This is a genomic window from Salinimicrobium marinum (assembly GCF_014651535.1).
Taxonomy (GTDB): Bacteria; Bacteroidota; Bacteroidia; order Flavobacteriales; family Flavobacteriaceae; genus Salinimicrobium; species Salinimicrobium marinum.
The window spans coordinates 39,819-63,477 of sequence record NZ_BMXB01000011.1 but is presented as its reverse complement, the minus strand read 5'-3'; the positions used below and the strand labels follow the sequence as shown (position 1 = coordinate 63,477).

Genomic DNA, 23,659 nt, shown 5'->3' with positions numbered 1-23,659 from the left:
GGCAATTAAAGACGGGAGCTTTCGGTTTCCTTATTGGATTGTTTTTGCTCTCTGATAAGGTCTAGCAGGTCCACGTCATTTCCAAGCAGGACGCCGTCCCCATTGATGCGCTTTTCTCTGGGGCCGTTTTCAAGTTTGAGGACTCCGCGAGGGCAAACATCCGCACAAATTCCGCAGCCAACGCAGCTGGAACGAACAATATTTTCACCTTTTTGAGCGTATGCCCGGACGTCAATTCCCATTTCGCAATAGGTGGAACAGTTTCCGCAGGAAATGCATTGTCCGCCGTTGGTGGTAATTCTGAAACGGGAAAAAAGCCGTTGCTGCATTCCTAGAATAGCTGCCATAGGGCATCCAAACCTGCACCAAACACGGTTTCCGAAAATGGGATAAAATCCGACGCCTATTACTCCCGAAAAAGCGGCGCCAATAAAAAATCCGTACCATGTTCTTAGCTGCGAGCCGTGAAAAAAGAAAATATTCCCATTTCCGGAGAAATAGTTAACGCTGATGATCGCAAGAATTACCACAAGAAAAATAGTGGCAGCTTTTTTGGCATCGGCTGCCAGTTGATCTTTTTTAAAGATCATGATGAGTGCAAAAAAAAGCACCAGGAAACCTGCGGATGACCAGAGAAAAACATCTTTGGTAAGCCAGAAATCTGCCGGATTATCGTTCAAAAAGGAGTAAATAACTCCAATGGTCATAACCACCACAAAAACTAACACGGAATGAATAATCCAGCGTTCAAATTTCCAAGCCGACCGGCTTTTATCAGAAAGGTGGCGGTAAGGGTCGCCGGCGGTTTCTGCGAGTCCGCCGCAGCCGCACACCCAGGAGCAGTACCATCTTTTTCCGTAAAAATAGGTAAGGATGGGGGTTATGATGAAAATGGAAGCAATCCCAAAAAGTATCATGAGTACTCCCACATTTCCTGCGGAAAAGAATTCCTGAAGTTTATAGTCTGCAAACAAATCATAGTTAAGCGGCCAGATGTTCACCGGATTGTAATAAGGTTGATTGAGCCGCATAAGGATTTCCGGAAGCAAAAAGGCAAATCCCAGCTGAAAGAACATCACTGAAAAAGTACGAATGACTTCGTAACGATTGTGGCGGTATTTCAAAAGGAATTTATATCCGAAAGCCAGAATGGCGAGGGTGTATAAGGTACCGTATACGAACCACTGACTTGCCGGTAAGCCGCTAATCATCCTGCTTAGAGGATCAAAAAGAGCAATTATCCCGGAGTTTGCACCATCTGGATTGTAGCCCAGGTATTGTGGGTGCCAATATAAGACGATGTAGAAAAGCGTGAGCAAAATACCCGTTCCCCACGCGAGCACACCGCGGGAAGTCATGGATTTAAACCAGATTCCGTTGTTTTTGACTGCGGTAGGCTTTCCCAGGTACTGGTCGTTAGCGAAAATAATGACCCCTAGAGCAATTAAACCCAAAGACAGCCATAATCCCCAATCCGGAAAACTGACGTTAAAAAGAGAAAGCGTCAGAATAAAAACTCCCGTCCAGCCGATTCCCGTCGCAATTTTTTGCGTCGTGTTTAGCCTATTTGGAGGTTCCCCGGCGAGGGACATATTATGTTTTGTATTGCTCATTTCTGATCTGTCATTTTTTTTTATTTTACAGACCTCATAGGTTTTCAAAACCTGTGAGGGTTGTTAACTTCTAACAAAATCCTCCTTAAAACTACTAAAAATCTCTTTCTCGTGTCTGGAGTAAAATTCAGGATCAAAGTTAGCGTTTCTAAGGTTTGTAAGTACGAATTCCAGTCCTTTTTCCTCCCGGAGCCACTCATCAAAAACCTCGTGTTTCATTCGGATTCCAAAGGTGTTAATACCTAAAAATTTGCCGGATTTTGTATTAAAAGCAATCGTAATGGCTTTTTCCCTGTTCTTGTGTTCCCAGTGCAGATGTTGTTCATCTTCTTTAGGGTCCGGCCACACCCTGCCATAAGTCTGGTATTCGATATCAAAAAATTTCGCCGAATTGAACCATTTTCCGGGGTTGTATCTGAACAGATTTCCACAGACAGTCTGCGCTACGGTTTCACCCATCATCCTGGCGGTGTACCATACGGCTTCTACAGGGCTGCGGTCATCAATCTGTTCCCGTTGCTGGACGCAGTCGCCAACAGCAAAAACATCCTCAACACTGGTTTGTAAATACGGGTCGACTAAAATCCCAACATTCGTTTCTATTTCTGAATCCTTCAGAAAAGAAATATTCGGAACAACCCCTATACTTAGGCCTACAAGGTCACAGAAAATTTCTTCTCCAGTGGAGGTAAGAATTGCCCGGACTCTTCCGGTTTCATCTCCAATGATTTTGTCCAGTTGGGTGCCAAATTCCAATTCTACTCCGTGAGATTCAATGTGTTCAGAAATAAAAGCAGCGTCTTTTTCCGGTAGTACATTTCGCCAGAAACTCTGCTCCCGAATCAACATGGTAACTTCAATATTGCGGGTGTGCAGCATTTCTGCCAGTTCCACGCCAATGAGTCCGCCACCAACGATCACTGCTTTTTTACAGCCTTGGGAATTTTCCTCCAGAAGTTCGAGATCCTGTTTGGTGACCAGACCCTGAACCCCCTTGAGGTTTTCTCCTTCCCAGCCAATTTTCCGAGGAAGTGAACCTGTTGCCAGGATAAGCTTATCATAGTCCATTTGTTCCCCGCTTTCAAAAATGAGGATTTTGGCAGCGGTATTAAGTTTTTCAACTCTGGCCCTTTTTAGTTCAATGCGGTTTTCCTTCCAGAACCATTCTTCATAAGGCTCTATATTTTTCCATTTCATATGTCCCATGTAAACATACATGAGGGCCGTTCGGGAGAAAAAATAATCACTTTCCGCAGAAATAACAGTAATCCTCTTATCCGAAATTTTCCTGATATGCCGGGCAGCAGTGATTCCTGCGACTCCATTTCCAATGATTACTACATGTTCCGGTTCTTTGGACATTTCAGGAGCTGCTTCAGATTAATATTCCAGTCGTTTGATCACCTCTTTAAATAGGGTGATCATATCAGGTTCTGCTTTGGCAGACATCTCCAGGATATCCTGGATATTTACGGGTTCAAGATTATTGGGATCGCATTCATCTGTTAAAACGGAAACTGCAGAAACAGGGATTCCCAGGTGGTTTGCCACAATCACCTCGGGAACTGTGCTCATCCCTACAGCATCTGCACCAATGATCTTCAGGTAACGGTATTCTGCGCGGGTTTCAAGCTGTGGCCCAACTACCGAAGCATACACTCCTTTGTGCAGAGTAAACTTGTGTTCTTTGGCAACTTCTTCCATCAGTGCTCCTGTCCGTGCATCATAGGGTGCGCTCATGTCTGTAAACCTGGTGCCCAGTTGCTCTACTCCCCGAAATGCAAGCGGGGAACCACCCTGTAGATTTATATGATCATCAATAAGCATTAGATCCCCTTTTTTAAACTCCGGATTGATAGCTCCGGAAGCATTTGATATTAGAAGCTTTTTTATTCCCAGTCGTTTCATGATGCGTACAGGAAAAGTCACGTCAAACAGGCTGTATCCTTCATAAATATGGAAACGTCCTTCCATCACAATGACTTTTTTACCTTCCAGTTTTCCGAAAATGAGCTTTCCCTTATGGAATTCCACGGTGGCAGTGGGAAAGCCGGGAATATGATTGTAACTGACTTCAGAAATTATTTCCAACTCATGTACCAGTTTTCCGAGTCCGGTACCGAGTATGATTCCAATTTCGGGATTGTCAAAGCCTTTTTTTTCTAAAAATTCGGTTGTTTCCAGTAGTTCTCTTATCATTTATTTTAAAAATTGCTGAAAAACAGGAACATCTCTAATGTCTTCAAAAACATCAATGTCATTCCTTTTTTCAAGTATGGTTATATGTTTTGAATTTATATCTTTTATAGTGTCTTCAAAAACGGAGGCTGTGCTCCAGGATTTGTTTTTAAACAGCTTTAAATTTAAGGTTTTCATTCCTAATAAATAATAGCCTCCATCTTTTGCGGGCCCTATTACATAATCGGAGTTTTCCAGGGCGTTAAAAGCTTCTTCCAGATCATCTTTTGTGATTTCGAAAAGGTCACTGCCAATGATGATAATATTCCGGTAGCCGGATTCAAAGCCATTCTGAAATGCATTTTTCATCCTTTCTCCCAGATCTTCTCCTTTTTGCAACTTTTCACCATAGGTTTCATTCCAAAGATCCTCTTTTTCAATCCTTTCTGAATAATATACCTCTTTATGGACAGGAAGATCTTTGGTTATTTCTGAAGTGTGCTTTAAAAGAAACTTATAAATCTCAAGGGCAGGTTCATCTCCAATGCTCGAAGCCAGTCTCTTTTTCACTTTTCCGGGTTCAGGGTTCCTGGTGAAAATGAGGAGTAAATTTTTATTTTCAGGCATTTTATTTTAGGTTATGTTACAGAACCCTGGCAGCTACTTCCCGCCCCGGCAGTACAGCCGTAACAGTGCTGGGAAATAATGATGTCCCGGTTTTGCAGTACTTCTTCATTGTAGTCTTTTATGTGGGTCACCTTAGAGGCTACCTTTAATCCCAGCATCTGATTAAAATCGCAGTCGTACAACCAGCCATCCCAGCTTACCGAAAGGGTATTGGTGCACATCACATTTTCTACTGCGGAAGGGTTAAAGGCTTCGACCAGTGCGTACATATAATCTTCATAATTTTCGGAAGCGATCAAATACTCCAGAAAACGGCTGATGGGAAGATTCGTTATGGCAAACAGCTGGTTGAAATCAATGTCGAAATCTTCTTTTAGAGCCTTCTTGAAATCCTTCTCTAAGGCCTCCTGATTCGTTGGCAGGAATGCTCCGGAAGGATTGTAGACCAAATCCAGTTTCAGGTTACTGCCTTCTCTTCCATACCCTACCGAATTCAGCATTTTTAAAGCTTCAATGGATTTATCAAAAACACCTTTCCCGCGTTGCCGATCTGTCTTCTCACGCTTATAGAACGGAAGCGACGAAATGACATGGACATTGTGTTTTTTGAAGAATTCCGGAAGGTCGAAATATTTTTTATTCGCACGGATGATGGTAAGGTTTGACCTCACAATGAAATCCTGGATTCCCGCTTTAGAAGCCTCTTCCACAAACCACCTGAAATTCGGGTTCATTTCGGGAGCGCCTCCGGTAAGATCGAGGGTATGAGCACCTGTTTTTCGAATTACCTCCAGGCATTGCTCCATGGTCTCTACGGTCATGATTTCCTTGCGGTCAGGTCCCGCATCCACGTGACAATGAGAACAGGTTTGATTGCACATATAGCCCAGGTTTAACTGAAGTATCTCCAGTTTCTTCGGCTTTAGTTCAGAAGTTGGGGTAGATGCAACTTTATCTTTGAAATAGGGTAGCTCGCCCGACTTAAAAATTCCGTTATTCAGAATTTCCAGTTGTTTCACAGGATTGGATAGATCGTTCTTTCTTGCAGCCAGGGATTTTACAGGCATACTGGATTTTGTTTAAATGTTTAGAAAAAGATAGCATAAGATAAGTTCCCGTTAAGCCGATAATTTTTTTGGGTGTAGCATAAAATTTGCTTTGGAAATCCCATTACATCGGCAAAACAACTTCTACCTCGCCGTTGCAAGTCTCCTTGAATCAGCTTACATGCTAAGTTTGTCGTATTTGTTCATCATCTGGACGCCGTGAACCAGGGTGGCTCCACCTTTAATGGCAGCGCCCACATGGACGGCTTCCATCATCTCTTCTTTTTCAATACCGCGTTGTAATCCATCCTTGGTGTAGGCGTCTATGCAATATGGACATTGTACCACGTGCGAAACGGCTAAAGCTATAAGGGATTTTTCACGCGCAGAAAGAGCTCCTGCTTCAAAAACCTGATTGTAATAATCAAAAAATTTCTTTCCCAGTTCTTCATTCCATTCAGTAATATTTCCGAATTTTCTCAAATCGGCAGGATCGTAATAAGTCTTGGACATAACACTATTTTTTAAGCTTCTAATATACGGCTTATCCCGAACCTGTATAATTCAACAGCGGGAAAATTACCGCAGCAGCAGTGGTATTCCGGATAGAAATGTGATTAGATATGTAAAAAAGTACATTTCCAGGAGATGGATCACACCCAGAGATCTGAGAAGAACAGCAGCCCAAGTACAATGATGGCAGCGATCACAATAATGGCAATCATTCCGTAATTGCTTTTCTGGCTTTCTTCAGTAGATTGATTAACATGATATTTTTGATCCTCTTTGGGAGTTTCAACCGGTGTTGATTTTAAATTTTCTTTTCGCTCCTTGTCCTCCATAACCTTGGTTGTATAAGTTTAATTCAATTTACTAAAACTTGGTGAGTAATACCTTTTCTTTTCTGTAATTAATGAAATTTTATAGTAAGCAGGTCATTCTTCATAAAGTACATGCCAGTTCATGTTTTCAAGTATTTCCCGAAGCTCTTGCTTTGGCAGGTTTTCGGGAATACCCGGGAGCAGATTTTTATCATTGGATGTTAGAGGATAATTCAGCCAGTTCAAAAGGCCCCCCGCTTTGTCTATGGCCAATTGTTTCTCGGCCTCGCTTAATTGTTTTTCCCATTTTCTGTACTTGCCTTTTTGAAGGTGTCCCGGACTTTTCTCTTTCATATTGTCAAAAGTGACTGCTTCAGCAATTTCTTTCCGTTCATTTTCAGATAAAGAAATTCCGAGGTAATTTAAAATGGCATCCAGTTCATCGTCAAAATCGTGCAAAAGGCGTTCATAAAAAACAAAATGAATATCCAGTTCCTCTTTTTTCAGAAGGTAATTTCCGGTAAACCAAACCCATTGATCCAGTAACCGATCGTACTCTGCTTCAAAAAAATCTTCTGGAGTGGCATAGGAGGAGGGATACTGTTTTTGCATATATGGAGTAAACGCAAATTTAGCCGAAGATAGCGCCCGGTCCCGGGGATCTCGTACAATACAGATCTTTTTGTCAAAAAGTGGAAAAATTTCAAAACTCCTGTTGCATAAGGTTGAATGGGTCCAGGCAAGACTGGTAGATTTCGCATAAGAAACAGGATCCTGCAGTTTATTTCTTACAATGGAGCTAATCCTGTAATAACAGCCGTCTCCTTCAATATCTATCATGTCAACTTCAGCCTGACCTTTAAAACTGAGATCCAGGTCCTTTACTTCCTGATATTCTTCCTGTTTCTGAATAAAAGAGGATACGGGCATATCCTTCTTGTGAAGGATTTGTAGTAAAATGGTATGTAGCCAGTAACTTCCGGATTTTGGGGAGCTTATCTGAATGATATTCATTGGTGTTTACTTTAGTTTCCAAACAAGCTAATAAAATTTCTTCTGAAGAAGTCCTGGTTTAATAAACTATTAGGTTTTCGTAGGTGTTACAGAAAAAACAAGTGCCCATGATCTGGTTATTTTCGTTAACAAAATTTTCTGAATGCATTGCAATTTCTTACTTTGTGAGGGTTAGTTAAACTAATAAAAATTAAAGAATATGACAGAAGTTTCTTCGATAAAGGCTTATGATAAAATAAGGCAGGATATGCAGTTTTTAACCGATTGTTTCCGAAAAGTTTTGACAGACCTTGGGGAGACTCAGCTGGTGGATCTATTAACAGAAGATGAAGATTTACAGGGAAAGGTGCCAAAAGATACCGATCTGGAAGAGAAACAAATCCAGGTGTTAAGTATTTATCTGCAGTTAATGAATCTTGTAGAAGAGAATGCTGCGGTGCAATATAGGCGCAAGCTTGTTGATACCAAGGGAATGCACGCGATAAGAGGTTCCTGGAGTGAGACTTTTCAACGCTGGAAGGAGCAGGGGCTTTCGGAAGAACAAATGCAGGAGGTCCTTAAAAAAGTAAAAGTTGCGCCGGTTCTTACAGCGCATCCCACCGAAGCAAAAAGGATTTCCATTCTTGAATTGCACAGGGAAATTTACCTGAACCTAATAAAATTAGAGAATTCCACTTTTTCTTCTTCAGAAAGAGATGCTATCGCCGGTGATATCATGACTTTACTGGAAAGATGGTGGCGCACCGGGGAAGTAAACCTTGAAAAACCAACGGTCGAGAAAGAACGGAATAATGTGGTGCATTATTTTAGTAAAGTCTTTCCAAGAGCTTTAAAACGTAGTGATGTCCAACTTAAGCAGAGCTGGAAAGCGATGGGCTTTAAACATGAAAACCTGCATTTCCCAAGGTTAAGTTTCGGGACATGGGTAGGAGGGGACCGTGATGGGCATCCTTATGTTACTTCTGCTCTTACCCACAGCACCTTACTGGAACACAGAAAAGCCGCTCTGGGATTATTACATGATGAACTGGTGCATCTTACAGCTCATATGAGCTTTTCTGAAACAAGGAATCCGGTGCCGGAACAACTTCAGGAGAAAATTGAGGAAAAAACAGTTTTTCTGGGAGAAGCCGGGAAACTTGCTGCTTCCCGAAATCCGTATGAACCCTGGAGACAATATCTTACGTTGATCGTTCTTCAGCTGGAAAATACCAGAAAAAAAGAATCTGCTGAAAATCCCGGGTACAGCCGTCCTTCACAGCTCCTGGAGGATGTTACAATTTTGAAGGAAAGTTTACTTGAGATTGGAGCCAAAAGAATTGTTGAAGATTTGCTGTTTCCTGTGGAGCGCATGATCCAGTGTTTCGGATTTCATCTAGCTACACTCGATATAAGGCAGAACAGTGAATTCCACGATAAGGCCATGGAACAGATCCTTGCGGCTACCTATCCTGAAAAGCCAAAATACCGCAACTGGAATGAGGAAGAGCGTGTAAAATTTATAACGGAAGAACTACAAAGCGGGCGCCCTTTTGCTATTGGCGGAAAATCTTTCGGGCCAGAAGCCGATAAGGTGCTGGACTGCTATCGGGTTGTGAAAAAACACACCGATAAGTTTGGACCAGATGGCATTGGATCTTTTATAGTGAGTATGACCCGAGGCCTTAGCGATCTTTTACTGGTGTATCTGTTCTTTCGGGAAACAGGGCTTGACAGTAAAGTGTTTCAGGTAGTGCCATTATTTGAAACTATTGATGATTTATTGGCTTCCGGAGAAATCATGGACAGCTTTTTAAGCCATTCAGCTTATAAAAAAGGAAATGAAGGAGTACAGGAGATCATGCTGGGCTATAGTGATAGTAATAAAGACGGTGGGATCATTGCCAGCAGATGGCATATTTACCAGGCAGAAAAATCGCTTACCGAAACAGCAGATAAATTTGGAGTGCGTTTCAGGTTTTTCCATGGAATAGGCGGAACTATAAGCAGGGGTGGAGGTAAATACCACCGTTTCCTGGAGAGTATGCCTCCGGGAAGTCTCAGTGGGGAAATGAAACTTACCGTGCAGGGAGAAACCATCGCGCAGCAGTTTGCCAATTTACTTACGGCTACTTACAATCTGGAAATGCTGTTATCTGGAACAGCGCTGCAAACAGGGTATCATTTGTTCCCGAAATCTCCGGCTTCTTATCCTATGGCTGCTTTAAAGCGATTAGCAGGTTATGCCAAGGATAAATATCAGCAATTGATCGCTCATCCCTCATTTTTGGAATTTTACGGGGAGGCCACGCCAATAGATGTGTTGGAACTGAGTAAGATCGGTTCCCGTCCTGCGCGGCGTACAGGAACCCGAAGTTTATCAGATCTTAGGGCTATTCCCTGGGTTTTTAGCTGGAGTCAGTCGCGATTCAATATCACAGGTTGGTTTGGAATAGGGTATGCACTGAGCAAAATGAAATCTGAAGATCCTGCAGAATACCAGCAACTAAAAGAATATTCTGAAGAGTGGCCTCTGTTCAGGTATATTTTAATTCAGGTGGAAACCAATCTGATGAATGCTGAACCAAAAATAATGGAAGCTTATGCAGGATTGGTGAAAAATGAGGAAGTACGCAATGAAATCACTGGAATTATACGCTCTGAACATTCCGATAGCCTTGCACAGGTTGGAGAGATGTTTGGTAAGGAGCGAGTGGAACGCCGACAAAGTTTGCTGGACAACCTGAACCGCAGGAATAATTCTCTTACGGCTTTACATAACCTGCAAATTGGAAATCTTGACCTTTGGAGAAACGGAAAAGGAAGAACGGCAGATGATGACCTGGTAACCCGGCTCCTTGAAATTACGACTGCCCTTGCCAGCGGATTGAAAAATACGGGTTGATCCATGATAGATATCATAGTACTAATAATTCCCTGAAAGGAAAAAAGCTAGAAGAAAAACCGGATTAAATAATCCGGTTTTTCTTAAACTTAAATTTAATGAGGCTGCCTGGAAAGCTTTAAAATCGTCATTGTGAACATATTCAGAATCTTATTATTCCGGTTTCCGGAATTTTATGGACCTGAAACAAGTTTAGTGACGTAAAAAGTGATTTTTAGGTAGCTTCATTGTTTTATTCCCCTCCTCGAGAGTGGTGCCAGCAAGGCGGGGTGGGAAATTCAGCATAAAATATAACTATTAGGTTTGATCCTTTGGAAGTCAGTTTTGAGGAGCCAAAAACATGAAATTCTTCCTCTTCAGATTAACCAGAATTTGGATCAATCTCAAAAGTTGTGGAGGAATTGAAGTAAAGTCTGATATTTGCAGAAAAACTAGAGGAGGATAATTACCTGGATTTACTCAAGCTTGTACTACCACAGTTCCTTGTGGAGAATTTCGATTTGATAAGAAGTAATAAAGAAAAAGAAGTACTTCATACTTTGAAGAACGTAATGTCCCTCCTCAGGAACATTCCTCCAGATTGTTTGCATCTGAATATTACTCCGGCTTTATAACACAGCCCTACTATATTTGAAAATTTTTTCTTTTATCGGAAAGCAAAAAACAAAATGCTTTATTTAAAAAGCACAAAACAAGTATATTTGCTTTTTACAGAAAGCAAATATGGAAAATTTATTATTAGAATTTCAGTTAAAAATTGCACGGATACCCTTAGCAATACAGCGTTATCTTATTGATCAAATAGACTTAAACAACAGGCTTATTGCTATAAAAGGGGCAAGAGGTGCAGGGAAAACTACATTGCTTTTACAGCTGGCAAAATTACATTTACCCTTGTCATCCAGCCTTTATGTGAGTTTAGATCACATCTATTTCTTTGAAAATAAACTGTATGATTTAGCGAAACAGTTCAGCCAATTTGGAGGAACGCATTTATTGCTTGATGAAGTTCATAAATACCCTAATTGGTCAAGAGAAATAAAACTAATTTATGATAATTTTCCAGAGCTTCATGTTATTTTCACATCATCTTCGATGCTCGAAATCTATAAAGCTGAATCGGATTTAAGCCGGAGAGCTGTTACGTATGATTTGAAAGAACTCTCTTTCAGGGAGTTTATTGCTTTTGAAACTCAGCAAAGAATTCAACGCTATTCTTTTTCAGAAATTCTAGAGAGGCATAACGAAATTGCTGCTGACCTTATAAAAAAAATAAAACCTTTACCATTATTTGACAAATATTTAAAAACCGGGGTGTACCCTTATTATAAAGAGAATGAAACGCTTTATCTTCAAAAATTACAAAATACCATCAACCTTATTATAGAAATTGACATTAATGCGGTAGAAGATTTACATTACGAAACCCTGGTAAAACTTAAAAAATTGTTGATCAGTGTAGCTTCCAGTGCTCCCTTTACCCCCAACATTACAAAGTTGAGTGAAAAAGTAGGGGTTTCTCGTAATATGCTGGTACAAAGCATAAAAATCCTGGAACGTGCCGGTCTGGTGAATGAGTTGTATAAAGATACTTCCGGAATTGGTATATTAACCAAACCTGAAAAACTATACTTGAACAACACGAATTTAATGTATGCTTTAGCAAAAGAAAACACCAATATTGGGAATGTTCGGGAAACTTTTTTCTTGAATCAGTTTAAAGGCTTACACGAAATCAACCGTTCAGAAACTGCTGATTTTGTAATTGATAAAACCTTTACGTTTGAAATAGGCGGGAAAAACAAAACTAGAAAACAAATAGCTGACACAGAGAATGCCTACATTGCAAAAGATGGTATAGAAATAGGTTTTGGAAATATTATTCCTGTTTGGCTTTTTGGTTTTATGTACTAAATGGAGAGAAGGGTGATGGCAAAGAATGTTACAATAAAACAAATAGCTCTTATCAATTAAGTCTTCCGACTTTAAAAGAAATTTTGTGATTAGCTTGAACATGGTCTTTTAAGAATCTTTACCCTTTAAAAACTGAAGGTAATTTTTAAGTAATCCCCTAATCTGCTCAGCCGCCACAGGATTGGCAGAGTGGACTTCAAATTTCAAATTTTGTAAATCCTGTTCGCTCTCATAGACCAACCACTTTGCAGCTGCATATCCATCTGCGGCCACTTCTCATTTTCATCCAAACCCAGATCATTATCAAAGCTGATAAATTCCGGAAGGCCGTTTTGTTTTATGTACTGGACGAAATCAACATAATTTGTTACAACAATAAAATCTGTGGCTTCAGTGGTGTCATATACCATCTCTGGTGTACGTATATCATCGAAAAATAGTTTTTTCATATATTCTGATTTATCGCTGTGGAAGATAATATCCGCTCCGATCTCTGCCCCTCCTTTACCCCTACAAATTGGAAAAGTCTTTGCTCGAAGCGAATTTATTTTTAACACCACAAAACAATTAACTTCGCTATTTACATTTTCAAAGCTGGGGGGAAATAGCGCCAAAGTATGACGTGAAGAAGCAAACTCAATTAAGCCTTCAATTTTAATTATAAAATCATGGTTTCCAATTCCTAAGATTCCTACTTAATTCAGACATATCCTGACTTAATTTATCTTCAAGAACACGAGCATATATTTGGGTTGTTGCTATTTTCGATGGCCAAAAAATTTTGAGATAGTTTCTATAGTTACCCCAGTAGAGAGAGTAACTGTAATAGCAAAAGTATGCCTGGTCATAAGAAAGGGTAAATTCCTTTTGATATCACAGAGATCAGCTACTTCCATTAAATAAAGATTAATCCTGACATTAGTTATTACAGGCAAAAAACTTTGGGTTATTTCAGTCATTGGATGTTCGTTGTACTTTTCGAGTATCTCTAGAGTTTTATCTAGTAAAGGTCCAGACCATTTCTAACATTATCCCTGGTTAGCTCGTTCATATCCATAAAACTGGTGCCTGTATAACAACTGAAAACAAAATAATTTTTGGCTGGTTCACAACTTTAGGCTTGATCCCCGAATTTAGCTTGATCCACTGCATTCCGCACTCACTAATAAGAATAAAAAAAACCCCTTTTGAGGACAAAAGGGGTTTCAAGCTTTGTGGTGGTGCCTCCAGGAATCGAACCAGGGACACAAGGATTTTCAGTCCTTTGCTCTACCAACTGAGCTAAGGCACCAGTGCTTAAAGCAAGCTTACCTTGTTGTGGTAAGCGGGTGCAAATATAAATTCAATTTTATTAACCCACAAAGGATTTTTTGAAAAAATGCTTTTGTAATTTAGCTTTTTCAAAGAAATGCATATGAATCTCATTATTGATGTAGGGAATTCCTTCGTGAAAACAGCTGTTTTTCAGGGGGATGATCTTCTTGAGAAGGAAATTATAGAGAAACCGGAGTTAGAAAAAAAAATTAAAAAAATTTTTCAGGAGTACCCGGAAATCGATCAGAAAATCATTTCCAGTGTCTCCGGAGCTTCTTTTTCTATTCCTGAAACATTATATGAAAAAGGTGATCTGCTGGAATTAAACTCTTCGACGCGGCTTCCTTTTGAGAATTTATATGCCACACCAAACACGTTGGGCAATGACCGAAAGGCATTAGTTGCGGCTGCATCAAAATATTTTAAGAATTACAACGTTTTGGTTATTGATGCGGGCACCTGCCTCACCTACGATTTTAAAAATGATCAAAATCAATACCTGGGAGGAGCTATTTCTCCGGGATTAAATATGAGATTTAGAGCACTAAATTCTTTTACAGCAAATTTGCCATTATTGAGTCCGCAGGAGGAGGGGGAGTTAATTGGGAGCAGTACTTCTGGCTCGATGAATGCAGGAGTAGTACTTGGAATCTGCAGAGAAATTGAAGGAACTGTATTAGAATATTCTACGCATCACAAAGATTTAAAAATTATTTTTACAGGTGGAGATGCGCATTTTTTGTCTAAAAGATTAAAAAATGGCATATTTGCCAATTCCAATTTTCTGTTGGAAGGATTAAACTATATTCTGGAATTTAACAACAATCAATGACAAAACGATTAATTTTAATCGTAACCATTTTATTTACAGTGATTACGACCGCTCAGGAAGGAACTTCCTCGCCTTATTCTTTCTACGGAATTGGGTTGAATGCATTTAAAGGTACCGTAGAAAACCGATCTATGGGTGGTCTTAGTATATACTCAGATAGTATACATTTAAACCTGCAGAACCCTGCGGCATACGGTGGTTTGAGATTAACTACGTATACCGTGGGAGGTAGCCATTCAGAAATTACTTCAAAAAATAGTACTGCCGAGACAAATTCTACAACTACTACTTTAGATTACCTTGCTATAGGAATTCCTGCAGGGAAATTTGGTTTTGGTTTTGGATTGGTGCCTTATTCTTCAGTAGGGTATAATCTTATATCCAGGGATGAAGGAAACGGCCTGGCGACAAGTTTTTCCGGTAGTGGCGGCTTGAACCGGGTTTTTCTGAGTGCGGGATATGAGATTCTGGACAACCTGAGTATTGGTGTAGATGCCAATTATAACTTCGGAAATATTGAAAATGAAAACATTCTTGTACGCGACGGAGTACAGTATGCTACTGTGGAATTAAACCGATCTGAAATAAACGGATTTGCTTTTAACCTGGGGCTGAATTACGAACAGATGCTTACCGAAAAACTTGAGTTCAGAGCATCTGCAACATATACCCCCGAGCGGGATCTAACATCCCGGAACGTTCGTACCTTGTACACCACTGCTGTGAGGCCGGATATTATTGATGTGCCGCTTGAAGATACAGAGTTGACTCTGCCGTCACAATATTCTGTTGGAGCTGGAATCGGACGACCAAGGAAATGGTTTCTGGGTGCAGAGTATTCAAATTCTGAAGCAAACAGGTTTAATAATCGTTCTTTCTCAAGAGAAGGTGCAGTTTATGAAAGCTACTCAAAATACAGGGTAGGGGGATTTTTTATCCCAAATTATAATTCTTTAACCAGCTACTTTAGCAGAATTGTTTTTAGAGGTGGTTTCAGGATGGAAGAGACAGGATTAAATCTGCAGGGAGAGTCAATAGATGAGTTTGGCATATCTTTTGGAATAGGATTACCAGCAGGAAGGTTATTCACCAATGCAAACCTGGGAGTAGAGTATGGTCAGCGCGGTACGACAAATGCAGGTTTGATTCAGGAGGATTTCTTTAATGTGATGATAAGCCTCTCTTTAAATGACAAGTGGTTTATAAAACGAAAATTTGATTAACTATAACTAATAGGAAAACTGTAACTATGAAAACTAAACTAATATTATTTCTTTCGGGGGTTTTATTCAGCTCTGGTTTATTGCATGCACAGGCAAATCAGGATTGTGCCAGGACGGCTTCTCTTGCTTATACCGATGCAAAAGCAAAAAATTATGATGCTGCATACCCAAAAATTCAACAACTTAGAGAAGAATGTCCTACCTATAGCGTAGTAACTTACCAGTATGGTGAAAGGATATTAAAAGATAGATTAAGTAAGGCTTCTGAAGCTGAGAAAAAAGAAATTGCTCAGGATTTAATTAACCTTTACAGGGAGCGTTTAGAGCATTTTCCGGCTAAGACAGATGAGGGAGAAGTAAAAATTGATATTGCTCAGGCAACCTATGATAATGGACTGGGTACTAAGCAGGAGCAATTCGAGGCTTTTGATAAAGCCTGGAATGAAGGTAGAGAGAATTTTTCCAGTGCTAAGTCTCTTTATACTTATTTTTCTTTAATGGTAGATCTTCAGGATGAAGGTCAAAAAGATCTTCAGGATGTTTTTGATCTTTACGATGAAGTGTATACCAAACTTGAAGAAGAAGAAAACAAAATGGCCGAAGGTCTTGCAAATCTAATTGAGAAGCAGGAATCTGGCGATGAATTATCTTCAAAAGAAGAGAGCAGGATCAATGCTTATGAAACTAATCTCGGAGTTTACAATAAAGTAAAAACCAGTGTTGATGCTAAGTTAGGTCAGCGTGCAGATTGTGATAATCTTATTCCGTTATACAGAAAAGATTTTGAGCAAAGAAAAGATGATGTTGAATGGTTGAGAAATGCCAATGCGAGATTGTCCATGAAAGATTGTACAGAGGATCCATTGTTCGTAGAGGTTTCTGAAGCGCTTCATCAATTAGAGCCTTCCGCAAATTCTGCTTACTCTTTAGGACAGTTAGCTGAATCTCAGGGAGACAGAGCAAAAGCACTTGAGTATTACAATCAGGCTGCAGAGCTTCAGGATGATGCTTCAGCTAAAGCGAGGATTTACTACAGAATTGCCGGTAACTATAAGGAAAGAGGGCAATTTGGTCAGGCGAAAAATTATTATAACAGGGCTTTACAGGCAAGACCTTCCATGGGAAGAGCTTACTTACAGATCTCAAATATGGTAGCTAACAGTGCAAACAACTGTGGTGAAACGACTTTTGAGAAAAGAGCTGTATACTGGTTGGCTGCAGAATATGCTGCCAGAGCAGGTAGGGTAGATCCTTCTATAAGTAGTACAGCAAATGAAACTGCTGCTGCATATAGAGGAAGAGCGCCTCAACGTGCAGATATCTTTCAGGAAGATATGCAGGGGCAGACTATCAACATTAGATGTTGGATAGGTGAAAGTGTTCGGGTGCCTAACTTGTAATATGGAACTCACATACAGGAATATATTTTTAAGAAGCATTGTCACAGGTATTTTTGTGACAATGCTTTTTTCATGTGAGGGTAATCTTCAGGGAGTGCGTGATATGGAGATGCCCGAAGATGCGCCACAGGCCGTTGGAGAAGGTATTAATTTGAAATACACAGACTCTGGCAGGGTGGTGGCAACATTGCGCAGCGATAAAATGCGTGATTTTACCAATAAGAATTTTCCTTACCAGGACTTTCCCGAAGGTGTGGAAGTAGAATTCTATGATGATAACAATGAAAAAAGTACGGTCACTGCGAATTACGGAGTGATTTATGAAGATACTGGATTAATAGATTTACAGGGAGACGTCGTGATTGTTACCAGTGACAGTACGGAATTAACTGCAAATCAGTTGTACTGGGATCAGAATCAGAATTGGATCTTTACGGACCTTCCCAATACCATTAGATTCCGGAATGGAGCCTTAAATGAAGGGATGGGTTTTGATAGCAATCAGGAATTCAGTAATTTTCGTTCCCGCTCAAATGTGGGGGTGCAGATCATAAAAGAAGAACAGGAATGATGAAATTTTCAAAATTTTTCGAGATCGCCTACCTGGCAGTCGCCATATTTTTTATTTATGAGGTGGTGCGTATCTGGGATACCGAGCGCAGCAGGGCGTATGTTTTTATCTTCCTTAGTGTGATCGCAGTATTTATGTTTTTCTTCCGCAGGCACTTTAGGAAGAAGTATGAGAACCGGAATAAGTAAACAGGATGACCTATGAGATTCTTATAATTATTTGTACCCTTATCCTTTCAGCTTTTTTTTCGGGGATGGAGATTGCATATGTTTCTTCCAACAAGATTCATATTGAAATAGAAAAAAAGCAAAATGACCTTTTAGCAAAAGTACTTACCCGCTTAACCCGTAAACCTTCGAAATTTATCGCCACCATGCTGGTGGGGAATAATATTGCGCTTGTGGTCTACGGCTTCTTCATGGGAGATCTTTTAATGGCATGGCTAGGGTCCATGGATCTGGAGAGTGAATTCTGGCGCTATATAGTAATGGATCTAAGTCTTCTTACACAAACTATTATTTCCACGCTTATCATACTTTTAACTGCGGAATTTTTACCCAAGGTGTTTTTTCAGATTTATTCCAACTCGCTGCTGAAGTTTTTTGCGGTTCCGGCGTATATATTTTACATACTCTTCGGACTCATTTCCACTTTTATTATCTGGATTTCAGATCTTATCCTGAAGAGTTTTTTCAAAACAAAAGGGGATGAAGTGCAGCTGGCTTTTACGAAAGTAGAACTGGGGAATTACATAAATGAGCAGATGGAAAAAATGGAGGAAGATCAGGAAATTGATTCCGAGATCCAGATTTTTCAGAATGCACTCGAATTTTCCGAAGTAAAATCGCGGGAAGTAATGATTCCCAGAACAGAGATCGTGGCAGTGCCTTTGTCTGAAGAGCCTAAAGATCTCGTGAAAACTTTTACTGAAACCGGTCTTTCCAAGATTCTGGTTTACAATGAAACTATTGACGATATTATAGGGTATATTCATTCCTTTGAACTGTTCAAAAAACCGGGTACCATCAAATCAATTCTACTGCCTGTAGTTTTTGTGCCGGAAACCATGCTGGTAAAAGATGTGCTCAATGTCCTCATTAAAAAACGGAAAAGTATCGCCGTGGTTATTGATGAATATGGCGGCACCAGTGGGATGATGACCGTGGAGGATATCGTCGAAGAACTGTTTGGGGAAATTGAGGATGAACATGATCCTGTAGTGCTGATTGAAGAAAAGACGGGAGATGATCATTATTTATTTTCAGCCAGGCTGGAAATAGATTATCTCAATGAAGTATATAAACTCAATATTCCTGTGGGGGAAAATTATGAAACCCTGGGTGGATATATTGTAAATCATACAGAAGAAATTCCCCAACAGGAAGGGGTGGTGGAAATTGATGATTTCACTTTTCTTATCAAAGAAGTATCCAATACCAAAATTGAACTGGTGGAAGTGAGAATCAGCCCTGAGGATTAAATTTTGGATTTTCATAACATTTGCTGATTTTAAGTTTTTTAATATGTCTAAAAACATTATTTTCGCCCCCTATATTCTAGAATTAACACAATAAAAAATGGCAGTATTAAATAAAATTAGGCAACGTTCGGTTTTCCTGATCATTATTATCGCATTGGCACTCTTTTCTTTCGTATTGGCCGATGTGATTCGTAACGGAGGAATGGTTTCACAGAAATCTCAAAATACCATCGCCACGATCAATGGGGAAGACATTGAGCGGGAACAGTTTGCCCGTCAGGTAGAAGCGTACCAGAGAAATCTTGGTCCTAATGCTTCGAGCATGCAGGCGGTTAATATGGTATGGGACATGAATGTGCGTCAGGCTGTTTTGGAAGAAGAGTTCGAGGAGGTGGGGATTCGTATTGAAGAAGCTCAGTTAAGAAGAATGCTCCGTGAAGAGCTAGCTAACAATCCTAATTTTACCAACGAAGCAGGTACCTTTGATGAAAACAGGCTAAAGGAATATGTTGCAACTTTAAAAGCAACTTCTCCGGCAGCTTATCAGCAGTGGCTTGATTTTGAAACTTCCATAGCAAAAGCTGCCCGTGAAGATATCTACTTCAGCATGGTTAGAGCTGGAATGGGTGCTACTTTAACTGAAGGAGAACAGGTGTACCGTCGTTCCGGCGATAATGTAGACCTAAGATTTGTACAGATTCCTTATTCTTCAGTACCGGATTCTGAAGTTGAAGTTTCAAAAAGCGAGATAAAATCTTATATGGAGGCTCATCCAAAACGTTTCCAGACCGAGGCGTCAAGAAATATTCGTTATGTAAAATATACAGAAGAGGCTTCTGTAGAAGATGATGCCGAAGTTAAAGAAGAGGTTGCACGTTTACTTGAAGATCGTGAAGAATTTAATTCTGTAACAGAAACAACAGAGACAGTTCCAGGTTTTGGAAGTATAGAAGATGTGGAGAGTTTCGTGAACAACAATTCAGATGTGAAATACATTGGAAGATTCTTGTTCAGAGATGATCTTTCTTCTCAGCATGGAGATGCATTGTTCAATCTTGAAGCCGGAGAGACCTATGGTCCTTATAAAGATGGAAATGCCTGGAAAGTTTCCCGCATGGTGGAAAAAGTTCAGATCCCAGATTCTGCCAAAGCAAGACATATTCTGGTAACCTTTCAGGGTACACCTGTTGGACAGGGAGTGACAAGATCTAAAAACGAAGCGCAGCAACTGGCGGATAGTATTACTTCTGTAGTTCGAAATAACAAGGATGCATTTGCTGAGCTTGCAGCTCAATATTCTGCAGATGCTTCAAACAAAGAAGAAGCCGGAGATCTTGGATGGTTTAGGCCAAATACGATGGTGCCTGCATTCAATGATTATGTATTCATGAATGACGCCGGAGATATAGGAGTGGTGGAAACTGAGTTTGGTTTTCACGTGATCCATATTGAAGAACAAACCGAAGAGATGGATGCTGTTAAACTGGCTACTATCAGCAGACAAATAGAACCTTCAGAAAAATCATTAAATGATCTATTTGCTGAAGTAACTAAATTCGAAATTGCGGCAGGAGAAGGCGATTTTGAAGAAGTAGCTAAAGAAAATAATAAGGAAGTACGTCCAGTTCAGGAAATAAATCCACTTGATGAAAGTATTCCCGGAATTGGTCAGCAAAGAAGAGTTATTCAGTGGGCTTTTGAAGATGATGCCGAAGTTGGTGATATTAGAAGGTTTGATGTTAGTGATGGCTATGTAGTAGCTCAACTTACTGCAAAAAATAAGAAAGGACTTAAGAGTGTGGAATCTGCTTCTTCAACGGTGCTTCCTATATTACAGAAACAAAAGAAAGCGGAAATAATTAAAAACAGAATTTCTGCAGAATCTTTGGATGCAATCGCACAAAGTGAGGGAGTAGAGGTAAATTCAGCTAACTCGGTAAATCTTGAAAACCCAACCCTTCCTGGTGGAGGTAGTGAGCCTAAAATTGTTGGTGCAGCTTTCGCTCTAGATCAGGGAGAAGTTAGCAAACCTTTAGAAGGAAACAGGGGTGTTTACGTGATAGAAGTGGTTCAAAAGAATCGCGCTGCAGATATGGACTCTTACAGGTCTTATGCATCTCGTGAAACTACAGCAAGAAGAGCCAATGTGAACGAGGGGGTAATAACTGCCCTTGAAGAATCTGCAGAGATAGAAGATAAAAGAGCGAATTTCTATTAGAAAATAGCCCTTTCAGGTGATAAAAAAAGCCCTTTTGCATTTGCAGAAGGGTTTTTTTATGGGCTGATTTTTTGATTCAGGAAAGTTGGAAAAGGTGCTTTTAGAAGAAATAGTGTGAGCTTCTACAATACCATTTCGGGATAGGAGACTATTGTTTCATAGCCTTTACTCCGGAAATACTCTTTTTCTTTCTCTCCACCGGTAGCGAGAATAAAATCTCCTCCCCAGCCGCCAAGGCTTTTAATTGCCCGGGGGTAATCCTGAAATAGCTGCCTTTTTATTTTCGGAGTCTGAATGATCTGGGAAATTACCGTTTCATGAATTTCCAGAAAAAGTTCAAATTCTGGTAGATTTTCCGAGGCAATGATCTGGTGGGTAAGCGAGGTGATCTTTTCTACCGCCTCTTCCAGTTTTTCTTTCGGCTGATTCCTGTAATGAGCAATGGATTCCCGGCTGCTTTGTTTCCGGTTTAGATGCACGAAAAAAAGTTCATTTTTAAAAGCAGGATCAAATCCTGCTGCCAGCACCTGCCTTTTGTTATTGTTCAGCGTATAAGTAATCGCATGCTCGTTTTGGGCACTTGCGATATCGTAACCACTGCCGCCAAATGTTTTTTCAAGCAACTGGTAAGGATCAATGTCAAACCATTGAGAAATGTTGTTAATAAGCGTAGATGAGGATCCAAGTCCCCAGTTTTGGGGAAAGTCCAGCCTGCTGCTTATTTTATAACCCCGGCTTTCTGAAAGTATTTCAGGATTCAGTTTATGTGCTTCAGTAAGAATATTTTGAAGTTTATCAGAGATGGGTTCAGGGTTTTTACCGGAATTTGATGTTGCTTTAATTTGTCCTTTTTCGAACCTGAAATCACCTTCAAACCAGGTATTTCCTTTAAAATCTATACTTTTCCAGTTAAGAACAGGTTCTGTAATTTTTTCTACCCTGAGGCTTTGACCAAACGATGTTGGGATCGCTAAAGCAGTTGCACCATCGAGCACTACATATTCTCCCGATAGTAGTAATTTCCCGTTGCTATAGAATTCCTTCATTTGCTTCTGAAATTTTGCAGGGCTTCTTCTACTGCCCGGTGTGTTACAGTATTGGTTTTAAAATGATTGACCAAAGATGCTTTTTCTTCCCCGGAAGCATTCATCTGATTCAGGATATTCATTAAATGCATTTTCATGTGTCCCTGCTGAATTCCGGTGGTGATGAGGGATTTTACAGCAGCGTAATTTTGTGCAAGTCCGGCGACGGCCACTATCTTCATCAGATCTTCGGCAGTAGGTTTCTGAAGGATTTCCAGAGCAACCTTAGAAAGGGGATGTAAACTTGTTAACCCTCCCACCGTTCCCAGTGCCAACGGAATTTCCATCCAAAATTGAAATATTCCGTTTTCCACCTTTGCATGAGTGAGGCTGGTGTATTCTCCGTTTCTGGAGGCATAAGCGTGAACTCCTGCTTCAATGGCTCTAAAATCATTTCCGGTGGCTAGTACAACAGCGTCAATTCCGTTCATAATTCCCTTATTATGGGTGACGGCACGATATTTTTCTACTTCAGCAATTTTGATGGCCCGAATGAATTTTTCAGCAAATGCCTCACCGTCCATCTCTTTATCTCCCAAGTTTTCTACAGGGCATGAAACTTCTGCTCTAACCACACATTCCGGTACATAATTGGAAAGTATGCTCATTACAATCTCTACTTCCTTTTCTTCCGAAGTAAAACCTAAAAATTCCTGAGCTTCGTTTTTAAAGGTTTCAGCAAATTTCTCAAGGCAGGAATTGATGAAATTGGCACCCATGGAATCTTTGGTTTCAAAAGTGCAATGTAATTGAAAGTAGTTCTCCAGTGCACTGGATTTGTCGATCAATTCGATGTCCAGCACGCCACCACCGCGTTTTTCCATGTTTCTGGTAAGGTTGGCTACAGATTCCAGCAACTTTGGTTTAACAGCGCTGAAAAAGCTTTGAAGCTTCTCGAAACTTCCTGCAAACATAAAATGTACCTGACCAATTTTTTTGGTATTGATCACCTTAGCTTTGAATCCGCCGTTGTCCCCCCAGAATTTTGCTGCCTTGCTGGCTGCAGCAATTACAGAACTTTCTTCTATGGCCATCGGAATGGCGTAGCGGTACCCATTTATTACAAAATTTGGAGCAATCCCGAAGGGTAAATAATAATTTGAAATGGTATTTTCTGTAAACTCTTCGTGCAACTGCTGAAGTTGATTATCCGGGTTCCAGTATTGTTCTAAAATAGAAGTAGCTGAGGGGGAATCTTTAAGGTAGGTTTCCGCCAGCCACGTAATTTTTTCTCTTTTGTATAGCCTGGAAAATCCTGAAATAGGTTTGATCATTGTATATTTTTTGAAGGTTCAAAGATACAATTATGCCTGTTTATTGCGGTAAGTTTTGGAAAGCTTGTAATTTAGGATGTACAGGAGGGAAATTCGGGATTAAAATTTTAACATCTCGTTGTGATTTAACACCATAGTTGCCCTGTTTTAGGCGAATTTTTAGTA

General features: G+C 40.2%; 21 protein-coding genes and 1 tRNA gene. 9 read left to right on the top strand and 13 right to left on the bottom strand.

Features of this window, described 5'->3' with window-relative positions; translation table 11 throughout:
* Positions 1–5 precede the first annotated feature (5 nt).
* The 8 genes from IE056_RS12860 to IE056_RS12825 form a co-directional block, all read right to left on the bottom strand.
* Positions 6–1,613: a 4Fe-4S binding protein gene (locus IE056_RS12860; protein ID WP_189605121.1), complete on the bottom strand. Its 1,608-nt coding sequence runs from the start codon at positions 1,611–1,613 to the stop codon at positions 6–8.
* A 63-nt stretch (positions 1,614–1,676) separates the two neighbouring features.
* Complete coding sequence (locus IE056_RS12855) at positions 1,677–2,975, bottom strand: NAD(P)/FAD-dependent oxidoreductase (RefSeq protein WP_189605120.1); 1,299 nt, start codon at positions 2,973–2,975, stop codon at positions 1,677–1,679.
* A gap of 18 nt (positions 2,976–2,993) precedes the next feature.
* On the bottom strand, positions 2,994–3,812 hold the full coding sequence (locus tag IE056_RS12850) for a purine-nucleoside phosphorylase (RefSeq protein WP_189605119.1): 819 nt from the start codon (positions 3,810–3,812) through the stop codon (positions 2,994–2,996).
* On the bottom strand, positions 3,813–4,418 hold the full coding sequence (locus IE056_RS12845; protein WP_189605118.1) for a TIGR04282 family arsenosugar biosynthesis glycosyltransferase: 606 nt from the start codon (positions 4,416–4,418) through the stop codon (positions 3,813–3,815). It abuts the gene before it with no gap.
* Positions 4,419–4,429: 11 nt separating this feature from the next.
* Complete coding sequence (arsS, locus tag IE056_RS12840) at positions 4,430–5,485, bottom strand: arsenosugar biosynthesis radical SAM (seleno)protein ArsS (RefSeq protein WP_189605117.1); 1,056 nt, start codon at positions 5,483–5,485, stop codon at positions 4,430–4,432.
* A gap of 156 nt (positions 5,486–5,641) precedes the next feature.
* Positions 5,642–5,977 carry an arsenosugar biosynthesis-associated peroxidase-like protein gene (locus IE056_RS12835; RefSeq protein WP_189605116.1) on the bottom strand — a complete coding sequence of 112 codons (336 nt, stop codon included), beginning with the start codon at positions 5,975–5,977 and terminating at the stop codon, positions 5,642–5,644.
* Between the two features lie 140 nt (positions 5,978–6,117).
* Entirely contained in the window at positions 6,118–6,306 is a 189-nt protein-coding gene (locus IE056_RS12830; protein WP_189605115.1) for a hypothetical protein, read from the bottom strand.
* A 93-nt stretch (positions 6,307–6,399) separates the two neighbouring features.
* Positions 6,400–7,299, bottom strand: coding sequence for a sulfotransferase domain-containing protein (locus IE056_RS12825; RefSeq protein WP_189605114.1), 900 nt, complete (start codon positions 7,297–7,299; stop codon positions 6,400–6,402).
* A gap of 199 nt (positions 7,300–7,498) precedes the next feature.
* Between IE056_RS12825 and IE056_RS12820 the strand changes: the two genes are divergently transcribed.
* A complete protein-coding gene (locus IE056_RS12820; protein ID WP_229793758.1) occupies positions 7,499–10,183 on the top strand; it encodes a phosphoenolpyruvate carboxylase in 2,685 nt (894 codons plus the stop codon).
* A 723-nt stretch (positions 10,184–10,906) separates the two neighbouring features.
* Positions 10,907–12,097, top strand: a complete 1,191-nt coding sequence (locus tag IE056_RS12815; RefSeq protein ID WP_189605113.1) for an ATP-binding protein — start codon at positions 10,907–10,909, stop codon at positions 12,095–12,097.
* 108 nt (positions 12,098–12,205) lie between these two features.
* Here IE056_RS12815 and IE056_RS18715 read toward each other — a convergent pair whose 3' ends face one another.
* The 3 genes from IE056_RS18715 to IE056_RS12805 form a co-directional block, all read right to left on the bottom strand.
* Positions 12,206–12,370, bottom strand: a complete 165-nt coding sequence (locus IE056_RS18715) for a cyclic-phosphate processing receiver domain-containing protein (RefSeq protein WP_308427640.1) — start codon at positions 12,368–12,370, stop codon at positions 12,206–12,208.
* Entirely contained in the window at positions 12,301–12,546 is a 246-nt protein-coding gene (locus IE056_RS12810; RefSeq protein WP_308427639.1) for a cyclic-phosphate processing receiver domain-containing protein, read from the bottom strand. Before IE056_RS12810 ends, IE056_RS18715 begins: the two co-directional genes overlap by 70 nt.
* A 766-nt stretch (positions 12,547–13,312) precedes the next feature.
* Positions 13,313–13,388: transfer RNA gene (locus tag IE056_RS12805), tRNA-Phe, on the bottom strand.
* Positions 13,389–13,511: 123 nt separating this feature from the next.
* Between IE056_RS12805 and IE056_RS12800 the strand changes: the two genes are divergently transcribed.
* The 7 genes from IE056_RS12800 (at position 13,512) to IE056_RS12770 (ending at position 21,135) form a co-directional block, all read left to right on the top strand.
* The gene (locus tag IE056_RS12800; protein ID WP_189605112.1) at positions 13,512–14,243 is read left to right on the top strand and encodes a type III pantothenate kinase; all 732 of its coding nucleotides are present in this window, start codon (positions 13,512–13,514) and stop codon (positions 14,241–14,243) included.
* Positions 14,240–15,466 (top strand): BamG family beta-barrel-assembly machinery protein, encoded by a 1,227-nt coding sequence (bamG, locus tag IE056_RS12795; RefSeq protein ID WP_189605111.1) that lies wholly within the window; start codon positions 14,240–14,242, stop codon positions 15,464–15,466. Before IE056_RS12800 ends, bamG begins: the two co-directional genes overlap by 4 nt.
* 26 nt (positions 15,467–15,492) lie before the next feature.
* Complete coding sequence (locus IE056_RS12790; RefSeq protein WP_189605110.1) at positions 15,493–16,866, top strand: tetratricopeptide repeat protein; 1,374 nt, start codon at positions 15,493–15,495, stop codon at positions 16,864–16,866.
* Position 16,867: 1 nt separating this feature from the next.
* A complete protein-coding gene (lptC, locus tag IE056_RS12785; RefSeq protein WP_189605109.1) occupies positions 16,868–17,437 on the top strand; it encodes an LPS export ABC transporter periplasmic protein LptC in 570 nt (189 codons plus the stop codon).
* Positions 17,434–17,625, top strand: coding sequence for a hypothetical protein (locus IE056_RS12780; protein WP_308427638.1), 192 nt, complete (start codon positions 17,434–17,436; stop codon positions 17,623–17,625). The genes lptC and IE056_RS12780 overlap by 4 nt, the downstream gene beginning before the upstream one ends.
* Before the next feature lie 5 nt (positions 17,626–17,630).
* Complete coding sequence (locus IE056_RS12775; RefSeq protein ID WP_189605108.1) at positions 17,631–18,917, top strand: hemolysin family protein; 1,287 nt, start codon at positions 17,631–17,633, stop codon at positions 18,915–18,917.
* Between the two features lie 97 nt (positions 18,918–19,014).
* The gene (locus tag IE056_RS12770) at positions 19,015–21,135 is read left to right on the top strand and encodes a peptidylprolyl isomerase (RefSeq protein WP_189605107.1); all 2,121 of its coding nucleotides are present in this window, start codon (positions 19,015–19,017) and stop codon (positions 21,133–21,135) included.
* 122 nt (positions 21,136–21,257) lie between these two features.
* Here IE056_RS12770 and IE056_RS12765 read toward each other — a convergent pair whose 3' ends face one another.
* Both IE056_RS12765 and IE056_RS12760 read right to left on the bottom strand, forming a co-directional pair.
* Positions 21,258–22,181: a GYDIA family GHMP kinase gene (locus IE056_RS12765; protein ID WP_189605106.1), complete on the bottom strand. Its 924-nt coding sequence runs from the start codon at positions 22,179–22,181 to the stop codon at positions 21,258–21,260.
* Complete coding sequence (locus IE056_RS12760; RefSeq protein WP_189605105.1) at positions 22,178–23,494, bottom strand: hydroxymethylglutaryl-CoA reductase, degradative; 1,317 nt, start codon at positions 23,492–23,494, stop codon at positions 22,178–22,180. Before IE056_RS12760 ends, IE056_RS12765 begins: the two co-directional genes overlap by 4 nt.
* Positions 23,495–23,659: the final 165 nt, after the last annotated feature.